Source organism: Paenibacillus sp. PK3_47 (assembly GCF_023520895.1).
Taxonomy (GTDB): Bacteria; Bacillota; Bacilli; order Paenibacillales; family Paenibacillaceae; genus Paenibacillus_AQ.
Genome location: NZ_CP026029.1, coordinates 2506805 through 2522882, shown reverse-complemented (window position 1 = coordinate 2522882; position 16078 = coordinate 2506805). Strand labels below are relative to the sequence as shown.

At 52.3% G+C, this 16078-nt stretch carries 18 protein-coding genes; 14 read left to right on the top strand and 4 right to left on the bottom strand.

The genetic code is table 11. The features are described 5' to 3' along the window. The first annotated feature begins 10 nt into the window (after positions 1–10). The 4 genes from C2I18_RS11285 to C2I18_RS11270 all read left to right on the top strand — a co-directional run bounded on the left by C2I18_RS11285 (position 11) and on the right by C2I18_RS11270 (position 3720). Positions 11–799 carry a class I SAM-dependent methyltransferase gene (locus C2I18_RS11285; protein ID WP_249901272.1) on the top strand — a complete coding sequence of 263 codons (789 nt, stop codon included), beginning with the start codon at positions 11–13 and terminating at the stop codon, positions 797–799. Between the two features lie 75 nt (positions 800–874). Beyond that, positions 875–2287 carry a hypothetical protein gene (locus C2I18_RS11280; RefSeq protein WP_249901271.1) on the top strand — a complete coding sequence of 471 codons (1413 nt, stop codon included), beginning with the start codon at positions 875–877 and terminating at the stop codon, positions 2285–2287. A 76-nt stretch (positions 2288–2363) separates the two neighbouring features. After that, positions 2364–2636: a hypothetical protein gene (locus tag C2I18_RS11275; RefSeq protein WP_249901270.1), complete on the top strand. Its 273-nt coding sequence runs from the start codon at positions 2364–2366 to the stop codon at positions 2634–2636. A gap of 250 nt (positions 2637–2886) precedes the next feature. Further along, the gene (locus C2I18_RS11270) at positions 2887–3720 is read left to right on the top strand and encodes an EcsC family protein (protein WP_249901269.1); all 834 of its coding nucleotides are present in this window, start codon (positions 2887–2889) and stop codon (positions 3718–3720) included. Between the two features lie 95 nt (positions 3721–3815). Here C2I18_RS11270 and C2I18_RS11265 read toward each other — a convergent pair whose 3' ends face one another. Further along, on the bottom strand, positions 3816–4142 hold the full coding sequence (locus tag C2I18_RS11265) for a putative quinol monooxygenase (protein WP_249901268.1): 327 nt from the start codon (positions 4140–4142) through the stop codon (positions 3816–3818). A gap of 155 nt (positions 4143–4297) precedes the next feature. Here C2I18_RS11265 and C2I18_RS11260 point away from each other — a divergent pair, with 155 nt between their 5' ends. From C2I18_RS11260 to C2I18_RS11225, 8 genes are all read left to right on the top strand, one after another. Further along, a complete protein-coding gene (locus C2I18_RS11260; RefSeq protein WP_249901267.1) occupies positions 4298–5455 on the top strand; it encodes a nitric oxide synthase oxygenase in 1158 nt (385 codons plus the stop codon). A 295-nt stretch (positions 5456–5750) separates the two neighbouring features. After that, a complete protein-coding gene (locus C2I18_RS11255) occupies positions 5751–6299 on the top strand; it encodes a TetR/AcrR family transcriptional regulator (protein WP_249901266.1) in 549 nt (182 codons plus the stop codon). 249 nt (positions 6300–6548) lie between these two features. Next, positions 6549–7523, top strand: a complete 975-nt coding sequence (locus C2I18_RS11250; protein WP_249901265.1) for an SDR family NAD(P)-dependent oxidoreductase — start codon at positions 6549–6551, stop codon at positions 7521–7523. 108 nt (positions 7524–7631) lie between these two features. Then, positions 7632–7988, top strand: a complete 357-nt coding sequence (locus C2I18_RS11245) for a nucleotide excision repair endonuclease (protein ID WP_249902085.1) — start codon at positions 7632–7634, stop codon at positions 7986–7988. A 229-nt stretch (positions 7989–8217) separates the two neighbouring features. Then, positions 8218–9306, top strand: a complete 1089-nt coding sequence (gene rlmN / locus C2I18_RS11240; protein WP_249901264.1) for a dual-specificity RNA methyltransferase RlmN — start codon at positions 8218–8220, stop codon at positions 9304–9306. A 20-nt stretch (positions 9307–9326) separates the two neighbouring features. Next, positions 9327–9614 carry a DUF6509 family protein gene (locus C2I18_RS11235; protein ID WP_249901263.1) on the top strand — a complete coding sequence of 96 codons (288 nt, stop codon included), beginning with the start codon at positions 9327–9329 and terminating at the stop codon, positions 9612–9614. A 145-nt stretch (positions 9615–9759) separates the two neighbouring features. Continuing rightward, positions 9760–10236, top strand: a complete 477-nt coding sequence (gene greA / locus C2I18_RS11230) for a transcription elongation factor GreA (protein WP_249901262.1) — start codon at positions 9760–9762, stop codon at positions 10234–10236. Positions 10237–10402: 166 nt separating this feature from the next. Beyond that, positions 10403–11332, top strand: a complete 930-nt coding sequence (locus tag C2I18_RS11225; RefSeq protein WP_249901261.1) for an AEC family transporter — start codon at positions 10403–10405, stop codon at positions 11330–11332. A 12-nt stretch (positions 11333–11344) separates the two neighbouring features. Here the strand turns inward: C2I18_RS11225 and C2I18_RS11220 are convergent, their stop codons facing one another. After that, complete coding sequence (locus C2I18_RS11220) at positions 11345–12187, bottom strand: aldo/keto reductase (RefSeq protein ID WP_249901260.1); 843 nt, start codon at positions 12185–12187, stop codon at positions 11345–11347. A gap of 72 nt (positions 12188–12259) precedes the next feature. After that, a complete protein-coding gene (locus tag C2I18_RS11215) occupies positions 12260–13465 on the bottom strand; it encodes an MFS transporter (RefSeq protein WP_249901259.1) in 1206 nt (401 codons plus the stop codon). A gap of 161 nt (positions 13466–13626) precedes the next feature. Between C2I18_RS11215 and C2I18_RS11210 the strand changes: the two genes are divergently transcribed. Both C2I18_RS11210 and C2I18_RS11205 read left to right on the top strand, forming a co-directional pair. Beyond that, complete coding sequence (locus C2I18_RS11210; RefSeq protein WP_249901258.1) at positions 13627–14019, top strand: winged helix-turn-helix transcriptional regulator; 393 nt, start codon at positions 13627–13629, stop codon at positions 14017–14019. A gap of 130 nt (positions 14020–14149) precedes the next feature. After that, complete coding sequence (locus tag C2I18_RS11205; RefSeq protein ID WP_249901257.1) at positions 14150–14830, top strand: S-layer homology domain-containing protein; 681 nt, start codon at positions 14150–14152, stop codon at positions 14828–14830. Positions 14831–14899: 69 nt separating this feature from the next. On the opposite strand, the gene C2I18_RS11200 is transcribed toward C2I18_RS11205, so the two are convergent. Next, positions 14900–16075, bottom strand: coding sequence for an ATP-binding response regulator (locus tag C2I18_RS11200; RefSeq protein ID WP_249901256.1), 1176 nt, complete (start codon positions 16073–16075; stop codon positions 14900–14902). Between the last annotated feature and the right edge of the window lie 3 nt (positions 16076–16078).

The window sequence follows — 16078 nt, the reverse complement described above, 5'->3', positions numbered from 1 at the left end:
ACAGTTCATTATGAAAACTGAAAATTGGAAGCAAATATGGCTGCAGGAGGCCCGACGGACCTTCACTGGCTGGGATTTCTCTTCACTGTCCGGACGGATGGAGGAAGAGAAGTTACCCTGGGATTACGAAGCAGCCGTTAAATCATATATGGGCCAGAACAAAGGCAACCTGCTGGACATGGGCACCGGCGGAGGGGAACTTCTTCTGTCGCTGTCGCCGCCACGGAACAGAACCTATGCTACAGAAGCGTATCCGCCTAATGTGGAGTTATGCAGGGGACGGTTCCCTTCCCACGGCATTGAGCTTAGGCAGGTGTTCAGCGATGAGGCCCTGCCGTTTGAAGACGGATTCTTTAGCCTGGTTATTAACCGCCATGAATCCTTTTCTGTCCGTGAGGTGCACAGGATTCTGCAGCCAGGGGGCGTATTCATCACCCAGCAGGTTGGAGGACAGAATAACCGGGCCTTATCAGAGTTTCTGTTAGGTGATGAGGCTGCTGCTGCAGATGAAGCCTTCAGCCTGGAACCGGTCTGTGCTGAACTCCGCAGCAGCGGGTTTACAGTCCTTGAAGCGGACGAGGCTTATCCGGTGCTAAGATTCCGGGATATCGGGGCCTTGGTGTACTTTGCCACAATTATTGAATGGGAGTTTCCCGGCTTTACTGTGGAAAAGTGCTACGAGAAGCTGTGCATGCTCCAGGATATGCTGATACAAGAGGGCGCCCTTGAGAGTACCGAGCACAGATTTATGATTATTGCCGTCAAACAGCCGGACTATCTCCGGGAAGAGCCGCACTGACCCTGCGAACATACGCCTATTCCTCCGCATAGCATATAGCACCATCCTGCGGAAGAGAAAAGGGGCGCGTTCCAAATGGGCATACATTTAAGTGCGATCCACTATGTATATCTGGTGTTTATTGTGTTTATACTGGCGCTGCTGATCCGGCGGCGTGATACGACAATGATTTGTGTAGCCGGGATTTTTGCCCTGGGGCTGCTTGCCACGCAGAGTCTGAGCGGCTCGGTGTCGGGGATCTTTAATTCTTTTATTTACGCGACGACAGAACTGCTCGGCACAATTATGATTATTTCGATTATTGTGGCGATGAGCCGGATTCTGATTATCACAGGCATCAATGAGACGATGGTTGCCCCGCTTACCCGCTTTCTGCGCACACCGGCGATGGCTTACTGGGGCATCGGGATCATTATGATGGTCACCTCGTTCTTCTTCTGGCCTTCGCCGGCAGTTGCGCTGGTCGGTGCGGTTCTGCTTCCGGTGGCGGTCCGTGTCGGCCTGCCTGCACTTGGTGCGGCCATGGCCATGAATTTGTTCGGCCACGGCATCGCCCTTTCAGGGGATTATATTATTCAGGGAGCGCCGAAGCTGACCGCTGATGCCGCCGGGCTTCCGGTGACAAGTGTAATGGAAGCCAGCGTACCGCTTGTGATTGTCATGGGGGTTGTCACCACGGTGGCTGCCTTCTGGATGATGCGCCGGGATCAGAAGAACGGAACCTGGCGGGACGGGCTGATTGCCGGCAAGGGAGAGGCAGGCCCGCTTACACCGCCGGGTGAGGAAACGGCGCCTGTCTTCATGAGCGACCGGCTCAAAAAGGGGCTGGCTATCGCCATCCCCTTGCTGTTTCTGCTGGATGTTATCATCATGTTCCTGCTGGATCTGCAGGGCGGCGATGCCACGGCGCTTGTAGGAGGAACTGCCGTACTGATCCTGATCATCGTTACACTGCTCGGCCACCGCAATCAGGGGCTGGAGAGGATTACTTCGTATCTGATCGACGGCTTTGTCTTTGGTTTCAAAGTATTCGGACCGGTAATCCCGATAGCGGCCTTCTTTTATCTCGGAGATTCAGCATTTAGCGTGCTGTTCGGAAACACACTGCCTGACGGCTCGCACGGCATTGTAAATGACCTTGGGGTTGCCCTGGCGGAGCATGTCCCGCTTAACGGTGCCGTGGGGGCGGTAACGATGACCGTGATCGGTGCAATTACAGGGCTTGACGGCTCCGGCTTCTCCGGGATTTCACTGGCCGGATCGATTGCCCAGCTGTTCGCGGCAGCCATCCACTCCGGCGCTGCAACACTGACTGCTCTTGGCCAGGTCGCTGCCATTTGGGTCGGCGGCGGGACTCTGATTCCCTGGGCGCTGATTCCGGCAGCAGCCATCTGCGGAGTCAGCCCGTTCGAGCTGGCCCGCCGCAATCTGAAGCCGGTGCTGCTCGGACTTGCCGCGATGACGATTACCGCCATGATCCTGGTGTAAGAAATCCGGGTATAAGAATCCCGCGCCTTATCCATGCTAACAGAGGAATACAGCGTGTTATAAGGGAGGGCTTACCATGGATAGACATTATGAATCCAGCCTGCGGACCAACAGCACAGTGGACCAGGCGCATGATTCTGTAACCAAGCTGCATAACGCCATCACTCAGGCTCAAAGTCATCCGACTGAGAAGATGATCACCCAGGCAGAGAACAGCCTGACGCATGCAGAGGAGGCGGTCAGCCATGCGCCTGAGGGCTCCATCGGCCGGCAGGGTGTAGCATTAACCGAAGAGCGGCTGGCCGAAGAGAAAAAACGGCTTGCCGCTTTGGGTGATCAGAACAGCTGATACAAGAGTTAGCCAGCTTGATTGCGGGCATTTCCGGTTGTCACACCGGGAATGCCCTTTTTACATATCAAAAAGGGTTTCCAGACTAGGGGCGGCATTCATGGCCCGGGGTTTCGGGTTATTAAATATAGAGATGCGGAACCGAACCCTTTGCCAAGCGTAGAAGCTAACAGCAAACAGGATCGAATATAAGGATGCTGATGAAGCATATTTTGCTGGAGAAAAATATAATTTTTAGGAGGCCGATACGATGACAACGCCTGAACAACTGCCGCACCTGGAGACTGCCGGGGAGCTGCAGGCCGCACTTGCCGAGATTGCGAATTGGGAGAAGGAGCAGAACAAGCTGATGATCTGGGATCAGCTCACCCGCCTGCCGTTCAAGCTGCTGGACAAGATCACGCCGAAGATCATTCACGATAAGCTGGGCAAGCTGCTGGACGAGCTGGGGGGCTACATTCAGAATGGAGGCAACTATCTGGTTGCCGGACGCAAGGTAGGCTCGCTGATCGAAGCTGCCAGCGTGGCTGCAGGAGGGCCGGAGAAAGGGCCTTTCTCACTCGCGGTGATGGATCAGACGGCTCAGAAGCTGAGCCACAGCAGCCGGAATGTGGCGACTGCACAGGGAGCTACTACAGGCTTCGGCGGTGTGTTCACGCTGGCGGCAGATATCCCCGCTATTCTTGGCCTTTCACTAAAGGTTATTCAGGAAATAGCCCTGTGCTATGGATATGATCCGACAGACAAAGCGGAACGGATATTCACGGTAAAGGTGATGCAGTTTGCCTCTTCAGACGTTGTCGGCAAGAAGGCGATTCTGAAGGAGCTGAATCTGCAGGCCGGAGGCAGCGGTGATATTGCCGCCGGAACGAACGAAGCCGTCTCGAAAATCCAGGGCTGGAAGGAAGTTGTTACAGTATACCGTGATAACTGGGGCTGGAAAAAGATGCTGCAGGCGGTTCCGGTCGCCGGAATGTTCTTCGGGGCCTATACCAACCGGAAGACGCTGGAGGATGTGGCGGAAGCGGCCCGGATGCTCTACCGCAAAAGGAGAATTATGGCAAGGCTGGCCGAGATGGAGTAACCTGATGACCATAACTCTCCAGCCGCCGCAGCCAACAGAAACAGCACACAGCGGACAGGCTTCTGCAAGGCCGCTGTGTGCTGTTTGAATTGCGGCTACAGCAGGGTAGCATCAGCGAAGCTTAGCCCTTTGCCGCCGACAGGATTCAGCGGTATGGATTCGACACCTGCGATCAGCGGCATGGCCCGCTGGATCGCGGCCCTGGTGGCTTCCCGGGTAAGCGAAGCTGCATGTGCTTCCTTCCGGCTCCACACCTCCGTTACCCAGAGCGTATCAGGGTCGCTATCCGTGAAATTAATGATATAAAGTTCACATTCCTCCACTGCCTCAGCAGCCGCAGCCGCCTCCAGCAGAATTTCCGCAAGTTCATCGCGCTGGCCGGGCTTGGCCGTGAATTTGGCATACATACCGAATTTACTCATAGCTCACTCTCCGTGGTTAGTTTAGTTAGAGGCTTTTTAGCGAGTACTATAGCTTCCTTTGTTATAATATACAAGTTAAGTATTAGTTTTGGCTGGGTTCTTGCTTATTGATAAAGGTGTTACTTGCAGACGAGACAGAAGGGAGAGATCGCCGGTTGCAGCATAAAAGATTGGAAGATCAGGCAGAAACATTCATATGGCAGTGTTATGCCGAGCTTCAGAAGACCGAGGAAGAAACCGTTGCACGGATTCAGGCCGTCCGGCGGGAAATTGCGGAGACAAGTACATACAGGCATACGGGGGAAGAGCTTGCCCACGGGGCTAAAATGGCCTGGCGGAATAATGCGCGCTGCATCGGGCGGCTGTTCTGGCATACGCTGGAGGTGGTCGATGCCCGCGGGGCAAGGACCGCCGGAGAGGTTGCCGAAGCGCTCATGGGGCATATCGGGCGGGCTTATAACAACGGCCGGATCCGTCCGGTCATGACGGTTTTTCATAGCGGTGAAGACCCGGACGGGATGATCCGCATCTGGAATCATCAATTGATCCGGTATGCGGGATATCCCGGGGATGGTGTGCATCGGCGTTCGGGCGACCCGTCTTCCGATGCTTTCACTTCCGTCTGCCGTAGGCTTGGCTGGCAGGGAAGCGGCGGGGATTTTGATGTACTGCCGCTCGTGGTCAGCATCGGCGATGAACCGCCTTGTGTATTCCCTATTCCGGAAACTCTGGTTCAGGAGGTTCAACTTACTCATCCGGAAATTGAACGTTTTGCAGACCTGCAGCTGCGCTGGTATCCCGTTCCCATTGTCTCGGACATGCTGCTGGAAATCGGCGGTGTGGAATACACTGCCGCCCCTTTTAACGGCTGGTACATGGAAACTGAGATTGGTTCACGTAACTTTGGGGATACAGGGCGGTATAACCGGCTCCCGGCTGTGGCTGACCTGTTGGGACTGGACCGTTCGACTAATACCTCGCTGTGGAAAGACAGGGCCCTGCTGGAGCTTAACCGGGCTGTGCTGCATTCCTACAAGCGGGCGGGAGTCAGCATTGTGGACCATCATACAGCGGCCGACCAGTTCGTCCGTTTTCAGGAGCAGGAGAAGCAGCGGGAGCGGGAGGTTTCAGGCAAATGGCACTGGCTCATTCCGCCGATGTCGCCGTCTTCCACTCCAATCTGGGAGGACCACACCTTGAAGGAGCTTCATTTGAGTCCCCGCCTAATTTATCAGAAATCTGCTTATGCCGCCTTTACCGGCGAGCCTGATTCAATTCAGGAGGCTCAGGTCTGTCCTTTTCATCATAAGTAGGCTCCGGTTCTAACATAAGTGTAGTCCGTACAGTTATATCTCTGAATCATAATTTCCACGTCCTATCAGAGATTATAACTGCATGGAGTACATATATGCTCCAAAGGCATGGTTTTCAGCCAGCTAAAAAAATTTTGAATTGGGGGGTTGATAAATTAAAGGAAGGACATTATATTATTACCAAGAAAGTGATTGATCAATAACCAATTCTTCACGGATAGATTCCCATATCGAAGCAGATGATGAACCGCTACCGATTTACTTATTCCAGCCGAACAGGAGGGTATCATGATTAATGAATAAGCAATCCGGCAATACCCGGAATAAAGCTGATGAGTCCGTGTCTGTAAACCGCAGGGAGCAGATTTTGGAGGCGGCAGTGATTGTATTTGCCGAATACGGCTATTACCGGGCCACCACCGCTCAGGTAGCTGAGAAGGTCGGCATATCGCAGCCGTACATTTTTAAGCTGTTTAAGAACAAAGAGGAATTATTTATAGCAGCCCTGGACCGGGCATTCGAGCGGATTATCCGTACCTTTAGAGGAGTTGAGGCTCCGGCAGAAGAGCTTCTTGCTGAATGCATCCGTTCCTATGAAGCGCTCATGGAGACCCATCCCAACGAGATTCTGCTGCAGGTGCAGGCATTCGGAATCCGTGATGAGCTTATCCTGGGCTCGATGCAGAAGGGAATGCTTGAAGTAACGGACGTGGTTAAAGAGAAATTTGTTGGCGCTGGAATGAAGCACCCGGAAGTGCTGGTAAGCACCTTCATGGCCAACGGTATGCTCTGCAATATTGCAATGGCGCTGGGAATGCCGGAGCTGAAGCCGAAACATTTGTAAGTCCGGCTGAGTCTCAGACGCAGCGGGCATGATTAGGGGGAGATCCCCTTAGTCATTATCAATTTAAGTTAGTGATTAACCAATAACTTTAGAGCTGCGCTTTACTGCGTACATCTGCAAGTAGTACAAGGAATTCAGACGCTGTAGCCCCAGACAGGAATATACCAAACAGAATCAAGGTATAGAAACCTATTTCACAGAGCAGGTTAGTGACCAATCAATACTACAGTACTAAAGGAGGAAAATTAGATGTTTAATAAAGCGGTTGTATTAGGCGCAACAGGAGGAACGGGCAGAGCCATTATTGAGGAACTGTTAAAAAGAGGTGTTGAAACGGTAGCCTTCGGGCGGTCCATGCCCAAGCTGGAGCAGTTGGCAGCAACGCTCGGTAATCCGGCTGGACTGTGCTTGGCGGCAGGTGATATTTTTAAACCGGCTGATGTGCAGCAGGCAGCACAGGGTGCGGAGGTAATTTTCCACTGTGCCTCTGTCCCTTATCACGAAATGACCGCCAAATTACTGCCTATGGGCGAGTCGGTGATGGAGGCTGCAGACAGGCTGGGTACAAGAGTTGTCGCAGTCGACGGCATCTATCCATACGGCAGAAGAATCGATGCGCAGCCGGCAGGAGAGGATCATCCCAAAAACCCGCACACCCGTAAGGGTAAAACCAAGCTTAAATTCGAACAGATGCTGTTCAGCCCGCGCTGGAAACATGCGGAGCGGCTGATTGTCCGGCTGCCGGATTACTATGGGCCGACAGCCAATGAAGCCTCCTATCTCGGTGCAACGCTGGAGGCGGTTGCTGCGGGTAAGCCGGGAATGTTCATCGGCAATATGACGGTTCCGCGAGAGTATGTATACCTTCCGGATGCAGCGGTTATGATTGTGGAGCTGGCAGCCAGGGACAAAGCATATGGGCAGAATTGGAATATCCCGGGAGGAGGCGTTATATCAGGCCGGGAGATTGTAGATATTGCGCGTAAGGCAAGCGGCAAGTCCAGAATGGTCGTTCCTGTTGGCGCTTTTGGACTGACGCTGCTGGGTTTGTTTGTTCCGGTCATGAAGGAGATTGTAGAAATGCTGTATTTGACTAAGGAACCGCTTGTGCTGAGCGGAAAGAAATATGAGGCGCTGGTGGGTCCTATACCGGCAACATCTTTTGAACAGGGGATTACTGAGACCATCCTTTCGATCCGGAAGCGGCAGTCACAGTCAGAATAATGGACAGCGCTTCTAAAATACAGCCTTTCTGTAAAGAATAGAAATAGTCAGGCTAACGGAACTGTGTTACTATTTATTTCTATATACAAGAGGGAAGAAGTGAGCTATATGATCAATATTACCATCCCGAAACCGGATGTGACCATTACAAAGCAGGAAAATCCTGTATTGAGCAATATTTACGGATTTACGGACTTTCACCTGATTACACGGGAAGCCGGCGGGATCTTCATGTTCTATAACGACAAGGATGAACTGCTCTTTGTGGGCAAAGCGAGAAAGCTCAGACCGAGAATCAAAAAGCACTTTGAGGATAATGTATCCGTCATGAAGCCGCACCGCGATGAAGTCGCCAAAATTGAAGTGTGCGTCGTAGAAGATCCGGTGGACAGAGAAATTTATGAGACCTACATTGTGAACAAGCTTAAAGCGAAATACAATGTGGAAAAAGTTCTGTATAAATAAACTGCTTTGGCACAGGAAGCGCGGTCACAGGGACTGCGCTTTTTTGGTTTGGGGCACCAAATATGAACAATAGCACAAATCCGGTCCTGAATTACTGGTAAAATGAGCGCTGTGACAGGTATTTCCCTTGTTTTAATATACAAAATTTGAGACAATGAGTAGATGTTGTTGGCATAGTCCGTTCAAGGTCAAATAGATTGCATTTCAAGTTTTGAAAAGAGGAAGAGAAATGAACAAACCATCCATTTATGGATTAACGCTGGATCAGCTGACCGCATGGCTGCAGGAACACGGGCACAAAAAATCCCGCGCAGCACAGGTCTGGGATTCCATATACCGCAAGCGGATTACTGATTTTGCTGAGATGTCTGAAGTAAACAAAGAGTGTGTACAGCTGCTGTCGGAGCATTATATTTTTCATACCATGGAGCAGCATGTGAAGCAGGAGTCGGCTGACGGGACGATCAAGTTCCTGTTCCGCCTCAAGGACGGCAACCTGATTGAAACCGTGCTGATGCGTCAAAAATACGGGTTGTCCGTCTGTGTAACCACCCAGGTGGGCTGCAATATCGGCTGCAGCTTCTGCGCAAGCGGGCTGCTGGCCAAGAGCCGTGACCTCACCAGCGGTGAGATCGTCGAGCAGATCATGAAGGTGCAGCAGCATCTGGATAAGGCCGGTCTTGGAGAGAGAGTAAGCCACGTTGTGGTTATGGGTATCGGTGAGCCGTTCGATAACTTTACCCATCTGATGAACTTCCTGGCCACCGTGAAGGATCACAAGGGTCTGGCGATTGCCGGCAAAGGCATCACGGTCTCCACAAGCGGTCTGGCCGGTAAAATCAGAGAGTTCGCCGACGCAAACGCCGGGGTGAATCTGGCTATTTCCCTGCATGCCCCGAATAATGAGCTGCGGACACGGATCATGAAGATTAACCGTGCAATCCCTCTGGAGAAGCTGATGCCGGCCATCGACTATTATCTGGAGAAAACCAACCGGAGAATCACGCTGGAGTATATTCTGCTGAAGGATATTAACGACCAGCAGGAGCATGCCCTGGAGCTGGCTGAACTGATCGGAGACCGCCGTCAGCTGGCCAACGTTAACCTTATCCCATATAACCCGGTGGATGAGCACGGCCAATACCAGCGTCCTGAGCGCGAGACGGTCAGAGCCTTTTTTGACACGCTCAAGAAGCAGGGAATCAGCGTCAGCACCCGGCTGGAGCACGGCACCGATATCGATGCCGCCTGCGGCCAGCTGCGCAGCAAGCAGATCAGGCAGGACAGTGCCGACAAGAACAGCGTAGTGGCTGGATAACAAGGAAAGAAGGAATGTAAATGCTGACCTTTGCAAGCTACACTGTGGAGGATGTAAGAGATCCGTTCGGGATCATTAGCGGTAAACGTTACGAGTATGTCATTCAGCTGGATGTGCCGGAAGATGATGAACTGTACGTAGAAGGCGGGGTTTCGGCCCGTGTGGTGGCCAAAGTCCTGGAGGGGCAGTTCAGCATCGTTACCTATGACCTGCTGGAGACAACAACCGGCAAGCTGCTTGATTTTGATCTGGAAGAGGATGAAGAAGCGGTTTTGCATGATTTCTGCAAAGAGCATCTTCCGGAATAACAGAATGTCAGAAAGCCCCGGGCTTTGTCCGGGGTTTTTGCTAATGTAATCGGCCGCCCCTGTGGTGGGATCAGTTATTTTTCGCATGTTGGGGAAATATGGGGTAGAATACAATAAAGCAGGCCAAAATAGGAGTTGTAAACACATGTCCAATGAAGAAGTATTTTTGACCAAAGAAGGATTAGCCAAGCTGGAGGAAGAGCTCAGGGAGCTCAAGGAAGTGGGGCGCAAGGAGCTTGCAGCCAGGCTTAAGCTGGCCATTAGCTACGGGGATTTGAAGGAGAACAGCGAATACCACTCGGCTAAGGAAGACCAGTCGTTTATGGAGACCCGCATCATGACTCTGGAAAAAATGCTGACCAAAGCCCAGATCGTTGACGAGAGCAAGATGGATCTGAGCAAAGTAAGCGTGGGTATGCTGGTTATCCTGAATGATGTAGAGTACTCCGAAAAAATTGAATACAGAGTGGTTGGCCCGGCTGAGGCCGATGTGCTGGACAACAAGATTTCTTACGAAAGTCCCTTGGGCAAAGAGCTGATCGGCAAAAAAGTCGGCGATGTCATCAGCGTAAATGCTCCAATGGGCGTCATTAAATACGAGCTGCTGGAGATCAAAATGTAAAAAAATCCCCGTCCCCTTGTACCAAGGGAATGGGGATTTTTTTGCGGTGAGGCAGATTGCGGGCTGCATAGGCATTATCTATTAAGCATATTGCCCTCACATCTTGGACGATGCCGGCATAATGGCGTTATAGTAAGGGAAACTATAGAACAGAGGAGTCCTGATTGTGATTCAAACCGTGTTAACAACCTTGGTAGAGGTTATTGTCCCGCTGTCGATTCCGGTGGGTGCCGGAGCGCTGCTGGGCCGGTTCAAGAATCTCGACACCAAACCGCTGCTTACGCTGTATCTTTATTTTCTCAGTCCGGCCATTATTCTGGACACGCTGGCAACGGCAGAGATTTCACTGGATGATGTGTACAAGACGCTCGCTTTCTCACTGCTGAACCTGTTTCTTCTGTGGGGGCTGGCAAATGTGCTGAGCAAAATATTGAAACTGGCACCTGCGGAAGCGGCGGGCTTGACGCTGATTTCCACATTTACAAACAGCGTCAATTACGGGCTTCCGCTGGTGCTGCTGGCTTTTGGGCAGCTTGGCCTGGATAAGGCATCCGTCTACGTCATTGCTCAAATGGTAATCGTAAATACCATCGGGGTTTACTTTGCCGCCAGATCGCAGTTTTCGGTAAAAAGCGCCGTGAAGTCCGTGTTCTCCCTGCCGTCGATCTACGCGGCTATTCTGGCCTTCCTGCTGCGGGGCCTTGGCCTGCATATGCCCGGGGAGCTGGCATCAGGGGTATCGATGGCGGCTGCCGCCTATTCACCCGTGGTGCTTGCCATCCTGGGAGCACAGATGGTCAAGGTCAGAGCCGCCCATACACAGCGCAACGTCCAGCTGGCCTTCTGGACGGGCATCACAGTCCGCCTGCTGCTGGCTCCGCTGCTTGCCGCAGCTGTATTGTCCCTGCTGAATATCACAGGAACTTTATTCTCCGTCCTGCTGGTGCTTGCCTCCATGCCTGTGGCCGTTAACTCCGTGGTGCTCGCCGAGCGGTTCGGCAGCTCGCCTTCGCTGGTATCGCGCTGCATTGTCTGGACGACCCTGGCATCATTCCTTGTCCTGCCCGTGCTCATTGCCGTGGTAGGAGGCCAATAATTAACCGGAAGCTTAGAAATCGAAGTTGTCCGGGTCAGGCCCCACCCGCTGGTCACGGTTCAGGCTGTCAATCCGGGCCATATCTTCAGCACTCAGCCGGAAATCGAACAGGGAAGCATTCTCGATAATCCGCTGCTCTTTGGTCGACTTGGGTATCGTCACTATGCCGTGCTGCAGATCCCAGCGGAGAATGGTCTGGGCAACCGATTTGCCGTATTTCGCGGCAATTTCCTGCAGCACAGGCTGATCCAGCAGCCCGCCCTGCATCAGAGGTGCCCAGGCTTCAATCTGGATGCCCTGTTCCTTGCAGAAGCTGCGCAGCTCCTGCTGGGAGAGGTAAGGGTGCATCTCCACCTGGTTCACCATCGGCTTGACAGCGGCGTCTGCGATAAGATCCTCCAGATGATGAATCTGAAAATTACTTACACCAATTGCTCTGATGCGGCCTTGCTGATACAAGGTTTCCATTGCTCTCCAGGCCTCTTTATATTTTCCGTTGACCGGCCAATGAATAAGATACAGGTCCAGATATGCAAGGCCGAGCTTCTTAAGGCTGACTTCGAAAGCAGCCAGTGTCTCCTCATACCCCAGATCGGCATTCCAAACCTTCGAAGTGATGAACAGGTCCCCGCGCGTGAGCTTATTCTCAATCATCGCTTCAGCCACCGCCTGTCCGACTCCGCGTTCATTCTCATAGATAGCCGCAGTATCAATGCTGCGGTAGCCGTGGGCAATAGCCGATTTTACTGCATGAATTAACTCCTCATTATCAGCGACCTGAAAAACACCGAGTCCAAGCCAAGGCATGTTTACACCGTTTTGTAATACAGTTTTGTTTTGTATATGCTGTGTCATAAATAAATGACCTCCTGAAATGATATTAAATGTGTCTTTGTAAAGTTGGCTGAATGCCGCCGGATGGGAACGTCAGCCGGTAACGGTCTGTAGGGTAGTCTCTTCTTTACGTTCCAGGGCACGGCTCCAGGCTGTAAGGACAACAGCTCCCAGAACCATGAGTGAACCTACCCAGGCGGTATGAATCAGCCCCAGATGATCTGTAACAATTCCTCCGAGATAGGCGCCGATGGCAATGCCTGCGTTAAAGGCGGCAATATTGACTGCCGAGGCAATATCTCTGGCATTGGGAGCGTAGCGTTCAGCAAGCATCACTACGAATATCTGCAGGCCGGGGACATTCATGAAAGCCAGCAGCCCCATAAAGAAAATAGTGATCAGAGCCGCAGATTTAAACGGAGCGGTAAAGGTCAGAATCAGCAGAACAACAGTCTGCAGCGCAAACATATAGAACAGGGCATTCATCGGTTTCCGGTTGGCTGCCTTGCCGCCGATCACATTTCCGACAGCAATAGCTATCCCGTATAGGAGGAGAATGACGGCAACCGTCTGTTCCTTGAATCCGCTGACTTCATGTAGCAGCGGCGATAAGTAAGTGAAGACGACAAAGGTGCCGCCATAACCGAGAGCCGTAATGGCAAAGGCAAGCAGCAGGCGGCCATTGGTCACCAGCTTGACCTGCTCGGCCAGCGGCGTCCTTACCCCTTTGCGGAGAGCGGAGGGTACAAGCGCCAGATTGGCAGCCAGTGCAAGGATCCCGGTAATGACAATTGCAATGAAAGCGGCACGCCAGCCCAGCTGCTGTCCCAGGAACGTGCCGAGCGGCACACCGGTTACGGTGGCTACTGTAAGTCCGGTGAACATAATGGATATCGCGCCGGCTCTGCGGTCTTCCGGTACCAGATCTGCGGCGATTGTAGAGGCAATCGACATGAACAGGCCATGGGAGAGGGCCGAGATTACCCGGGCAGTCAGCAGTACGGCAAGGCTGTCTGCAGCAGCGGCAAGACCGTTGCCTGCGATGAACAGGACCATCAGCGAGACCAGCAGTGTTTTGCGTGAGACTGCTGAGGTCAGGGATGTAATCACCGGTGCTCCAAAGGTTACACCCAGTGCGTACAAAGTTACGGTTAATCCGGCAGCAGTTACGGATATATTCAGGTCATCAGCGATGAGCGGCAGCAGGCCGACACTGACAAACTCGGTTGTCCCTATTGCAAAGGCGCTGATTGCCAAGGCCAGCAGCGCAAGGGTACTTCTTCTTTGAGCTATAAACATGCTTTCCACTCCTACACTATGGTAATCACCGGCCGGTAAATGCTATTATGGATTATCCGTTCGATAAAGGGTAGTACGTACTTTAAAGTACTATAGGTACTAAAAAGTACCTGTACCGCTACGGAATGAACATGCAAATATAACTTTCGGGAGGAACCTTTATGGTTAAAAAATATAATATCTCGGTTGAAGCAACGCTTGAGGTCATCGGGGGCAAGTGGAAGTGTGTCATCCTCTGCCATCTGAATCATGGCCGGATGCGGACAAGTGATCTGAAGCGGCATATGCCGAATATTACGCAGAAAATGCTCACCCAGCAGCTCCGCGAGCTTGAGCAGGACGGTATCGTGAACAGGATCAGCTATAATCAGGTGCCGCCCAAGGTGGAGTACGAGCTCAGTGAATACGGCCGGTCACTGCAGACGATTCTGGATTCCCTCTGTGCATGGGGTGAACAGCATATCCGCAGGGAACACGGAGATATTGACGGTATGCTGGAAGATAGTGTGCTTAACCAGAAGAACCCGCAGGTACAGACGACGGGTGCTGAGTAGACTGTTAACGATCATGCAGCTTTTCCGGCTGGATAATGACCGGATATAGCCTGCAACCTTTCCTGATCCTGTCCGTCTGGAAGAAAGAAGCAGAGGTAGAGCCTACAAATTTACTGTGAGGTGACAGGTTATGAGAAGCCCGGTAATTAAACGGTTTACATTAACGGCGGCAGCTGTGCTCGCCCTGACGCTGGGGGGACAAAGCTTTGCGGCTTCCGGATTCTTCAGTGATCTGGAAGGGATACCTGCCAAGGATAAAATTTCAGCACTGCAGCAGAAAGGCATTGTCCAGGGTGTCAGCGGCAGCAAGTTTCTGCCGGACGGCCCGGTTACTGCAGCACAGGGAATCCAGCTGTTCGTCAATGCGTTAGACCTGAATATTGATCTGCTCCGGTTCGTCAAGGAGCCTAAGGCAACGGATTATTTTGCGAATGCCAATGATGCTGCCTGGTATGCACCTGCGCTGATTATCGCAGCAAATAACGATCTCGGCCTGCCGGCTGATCTCGATCCTGCAGAGAATTGGACCCGCGAAGAATTCACTCACCAGCTGATGCTGGCGGTTGAGAAGCACAGCAACCTCCCGATGATCAAGATTATGCCGGTGGAGATGGCCGACGGCAGCGAATTCACCGCAGGGTATGACGGCTCCATCCAGCGGGCGCTGGTGTTTGGAATCGCCAGTCTGGACTCTGGCGGGAAGTTCCATCCGGCACAGGAAGTGACCCGCGCTGAAGCGGCGGAAATGGTCTACAATGCGCTTGAATACATTGCAGCCCATCCGGCCCCTGCTGAGGGCTATCCACAGTAAGCATAGCTGCAGCACAAAAACCGCAAATCTCCTTGCACGGAGATTTGCGGTTTTTGTGCTTTGTTTATTTTACCGGGGCTGTCCCTCAGTAACCTGAATGGTAAAGATAAATGCCGATCCCTGATCGACTTCGGACTTGGCATAGATAGTGCCGCCCATTAGTTCAACCAGCATTTTGCAGATCGACAGGCCCAGACCTGTACCGCCGAACTTGCGGTTAATTGTAGCGTCGATCTGGGTGAACGGCTGGAAGAGGTATTTCATTTTATCCGCCGGAATGCCGATTCCCGTATCCTCAACAATGAATTCCACCTGCAGAACCCCGTCAATCGCCTGCCTGAGTCCGGCACGGATCTTGACTCCGCCTGAGGACGTGAATTTGATGGCATTGCCGATCAGATTGTTCAACACCTGTCTGAGCCGGTTGGGGTCTCCGATCATCAGGGCGGGAAGGGCGGGGTCAATATAGGTCTCCAGATGAAGATCCCGTTCCTTGGCCAGTGCCTTGAACAGGTCTACTGTTCCCTTCAGACAGTCATGCAGGCTAAACAGTGTGTAATCAAGCTCCATTTTACCTGACTCAATCTTCGTGAAATCCAGAATATGATTGATGACGGACACCAGGGCATGGCCGCTGGTATGAATGATCTCTGCCATTTCCAGATCGTCTGCCGAAAGGTCAGAGCTTCTAAGTACATCCGACATCGCAATAATTCCGTTCAGCGGAGTGCGGATCTCATGGCTCATCATAGCGAGAAAGCCGCTTTTGATTTGCAGGGCGACCTCGGCCGTCTCCTTCAGCTCGGTCAGCACAACATTGGCCGCCTCCAGCTCCTGCGTTTTGAGCTGCAGCGCCTTGTTCGTCTGAAAGAGCCGCACAAAGCCGTCAATCTTGCTTCTTAAGACAAGGGGATGGAAGGGCTTGGTCAGAAAATCAATCGCACCCGCTGTGTAGGCCATCATATAGTTCTCCAGCTCGGAAGTCAGAGAGGTCAGGAATATAATCGGGATGTTGCGCGATTTCTTGCGCATCTTAATCCGTCTGGCCGTTTCAAACCCGTCCATGTCCGGCATTAATACATCCATGATGATCAGGGCAAACTCCTGCTCCAGCAGGCATTTCAAGGCATCCATACCGGAAGAGGCGTAAACCAGCTGATAATTTGTGTCTGTAAGCACAGCCTGGATATTCAGGAATTCATCCGGCCGGTCATCAACAAGTAGAATATTAACAGGATATTCCATGAT

What these genes read in the sequence shown, in the direction of transcription:
- greA (WP_249901262.1), top strand. Translation starts at nt 9,760, where the DNA reads ATGTCCAATGAAGAAGTATTTTTGACCAAAGAAGGATTAGCCAAGCTG.
- C2I18_RS11210 (WP_249901258.1), top strand. Translation starts at nt 13,627, where the DNA reads ATGGTTAAAAAATATAATATCTCGGTTGAAGCAACGCTTGAGGTCATC.
- C2I18_RS11235 (WP_249901263.1), top strand. Translation starts at nt 9,327, where the DNA reads ATGCTGACCTTTGCAAGCTACACTGTGGAGGATGTAAGAGATCCGTTC.
- C2I18_RS11270 (WP_249901269.1), top strand. Translation starts at nt 2,887, where the DNA reads ATGACAACGCCTGAACAACTGCCGCACCTGGAGACTGCCGGGGAGCTG.
- rlmN (WP_249901264.1), top strand. Translation starts at nt 8,218, where the DNA reads ATGAACAAACCATCCATTTATGGATTAACGCTGGATCAGCTGACCGCA.
- C2I18_RS11245 (WP_249902085.1), top strand. Translation starts at nt 7,632, where the DNA reads ATGATCAATATTACCATCCCGAAACCGGATGTGACCATTACAAAGCAG.
- C2I18_RS11275 (WP_249901270.1), top strand. Translation starts at nt 2,364, where the DNA reads ATGGATAGACATTATGAATCCAGCCTGCGGACCAACAGCACAGTGGAC.
- C2I18_RS11215 (WP_249901259.1), bottom strand. Translation starts at nt 13,465, where the DNA reads ATGTTTATAGCTCAAAGAAGAAGTACCCTTGCGCTGCTGGCCTTGGCA.
- C2I18_RS11205 (WP_249901257.1), top strand. Translation starts at nt 14,150, where the DNA reads ATGAGAAGCCCGGTAATTAAACGGTTTACATTAACGGCGGCAGCTGTG.
- C2I18_RS11200 (WP_249901256.1), bottom strand. Translation starts at nt 16,075, where the DNA reads ATGGAATATCCTGTTAATATTCTACTTGTTGATGACCGGCCGGATGAA.
- C2I18_RS11265 (WP_249901268.1), bottom strand. Translation starts at nt 4,142, where the DNA reads ATGAGTAAATTCGGTATGTATGCCAAATTCACGGCCAAGCCCGGCCAG.
- C2I18_RS11250 (WP_249901265.1), top strand. Translation starts at nt 6,549, where the DNA reads ATGTTTAATAAAGCGGTTGTATTAGGCGCAACAGGAGGAACGGGCAGA.
- C2I18_RS11285 (WP_249901272.1), top strand. Translation starts at nt 11, where the DNA reads ATGAAAACTGAAAATTGGAAGCAAATATGGCTGCAGGAGGCCCGACGG.
- C2I18_RS11220 (WP_249901260.1), bottom strand. Translation starts at nt 12,187, where the DNA reads ATGACACAGCATATACAAAACAAAACTGTATTACAAAACGGTGTAAAC.
- C2I18_RS11255 (WP_249901266.1), top strand. Translation starts at nt 5,751, where the DNA reads ATGAATAAGCAATCCGGCAATACCCGGAATAAAGCTGATGAGTCCGTG.
- C2I18_RS11280 (WP_249901271.1), top strand. Translation starts at nt 875, where the DNA reads ATGGGCATACATTTAAGTGCGATCCACTATGTATATCTGGTGTTTATT.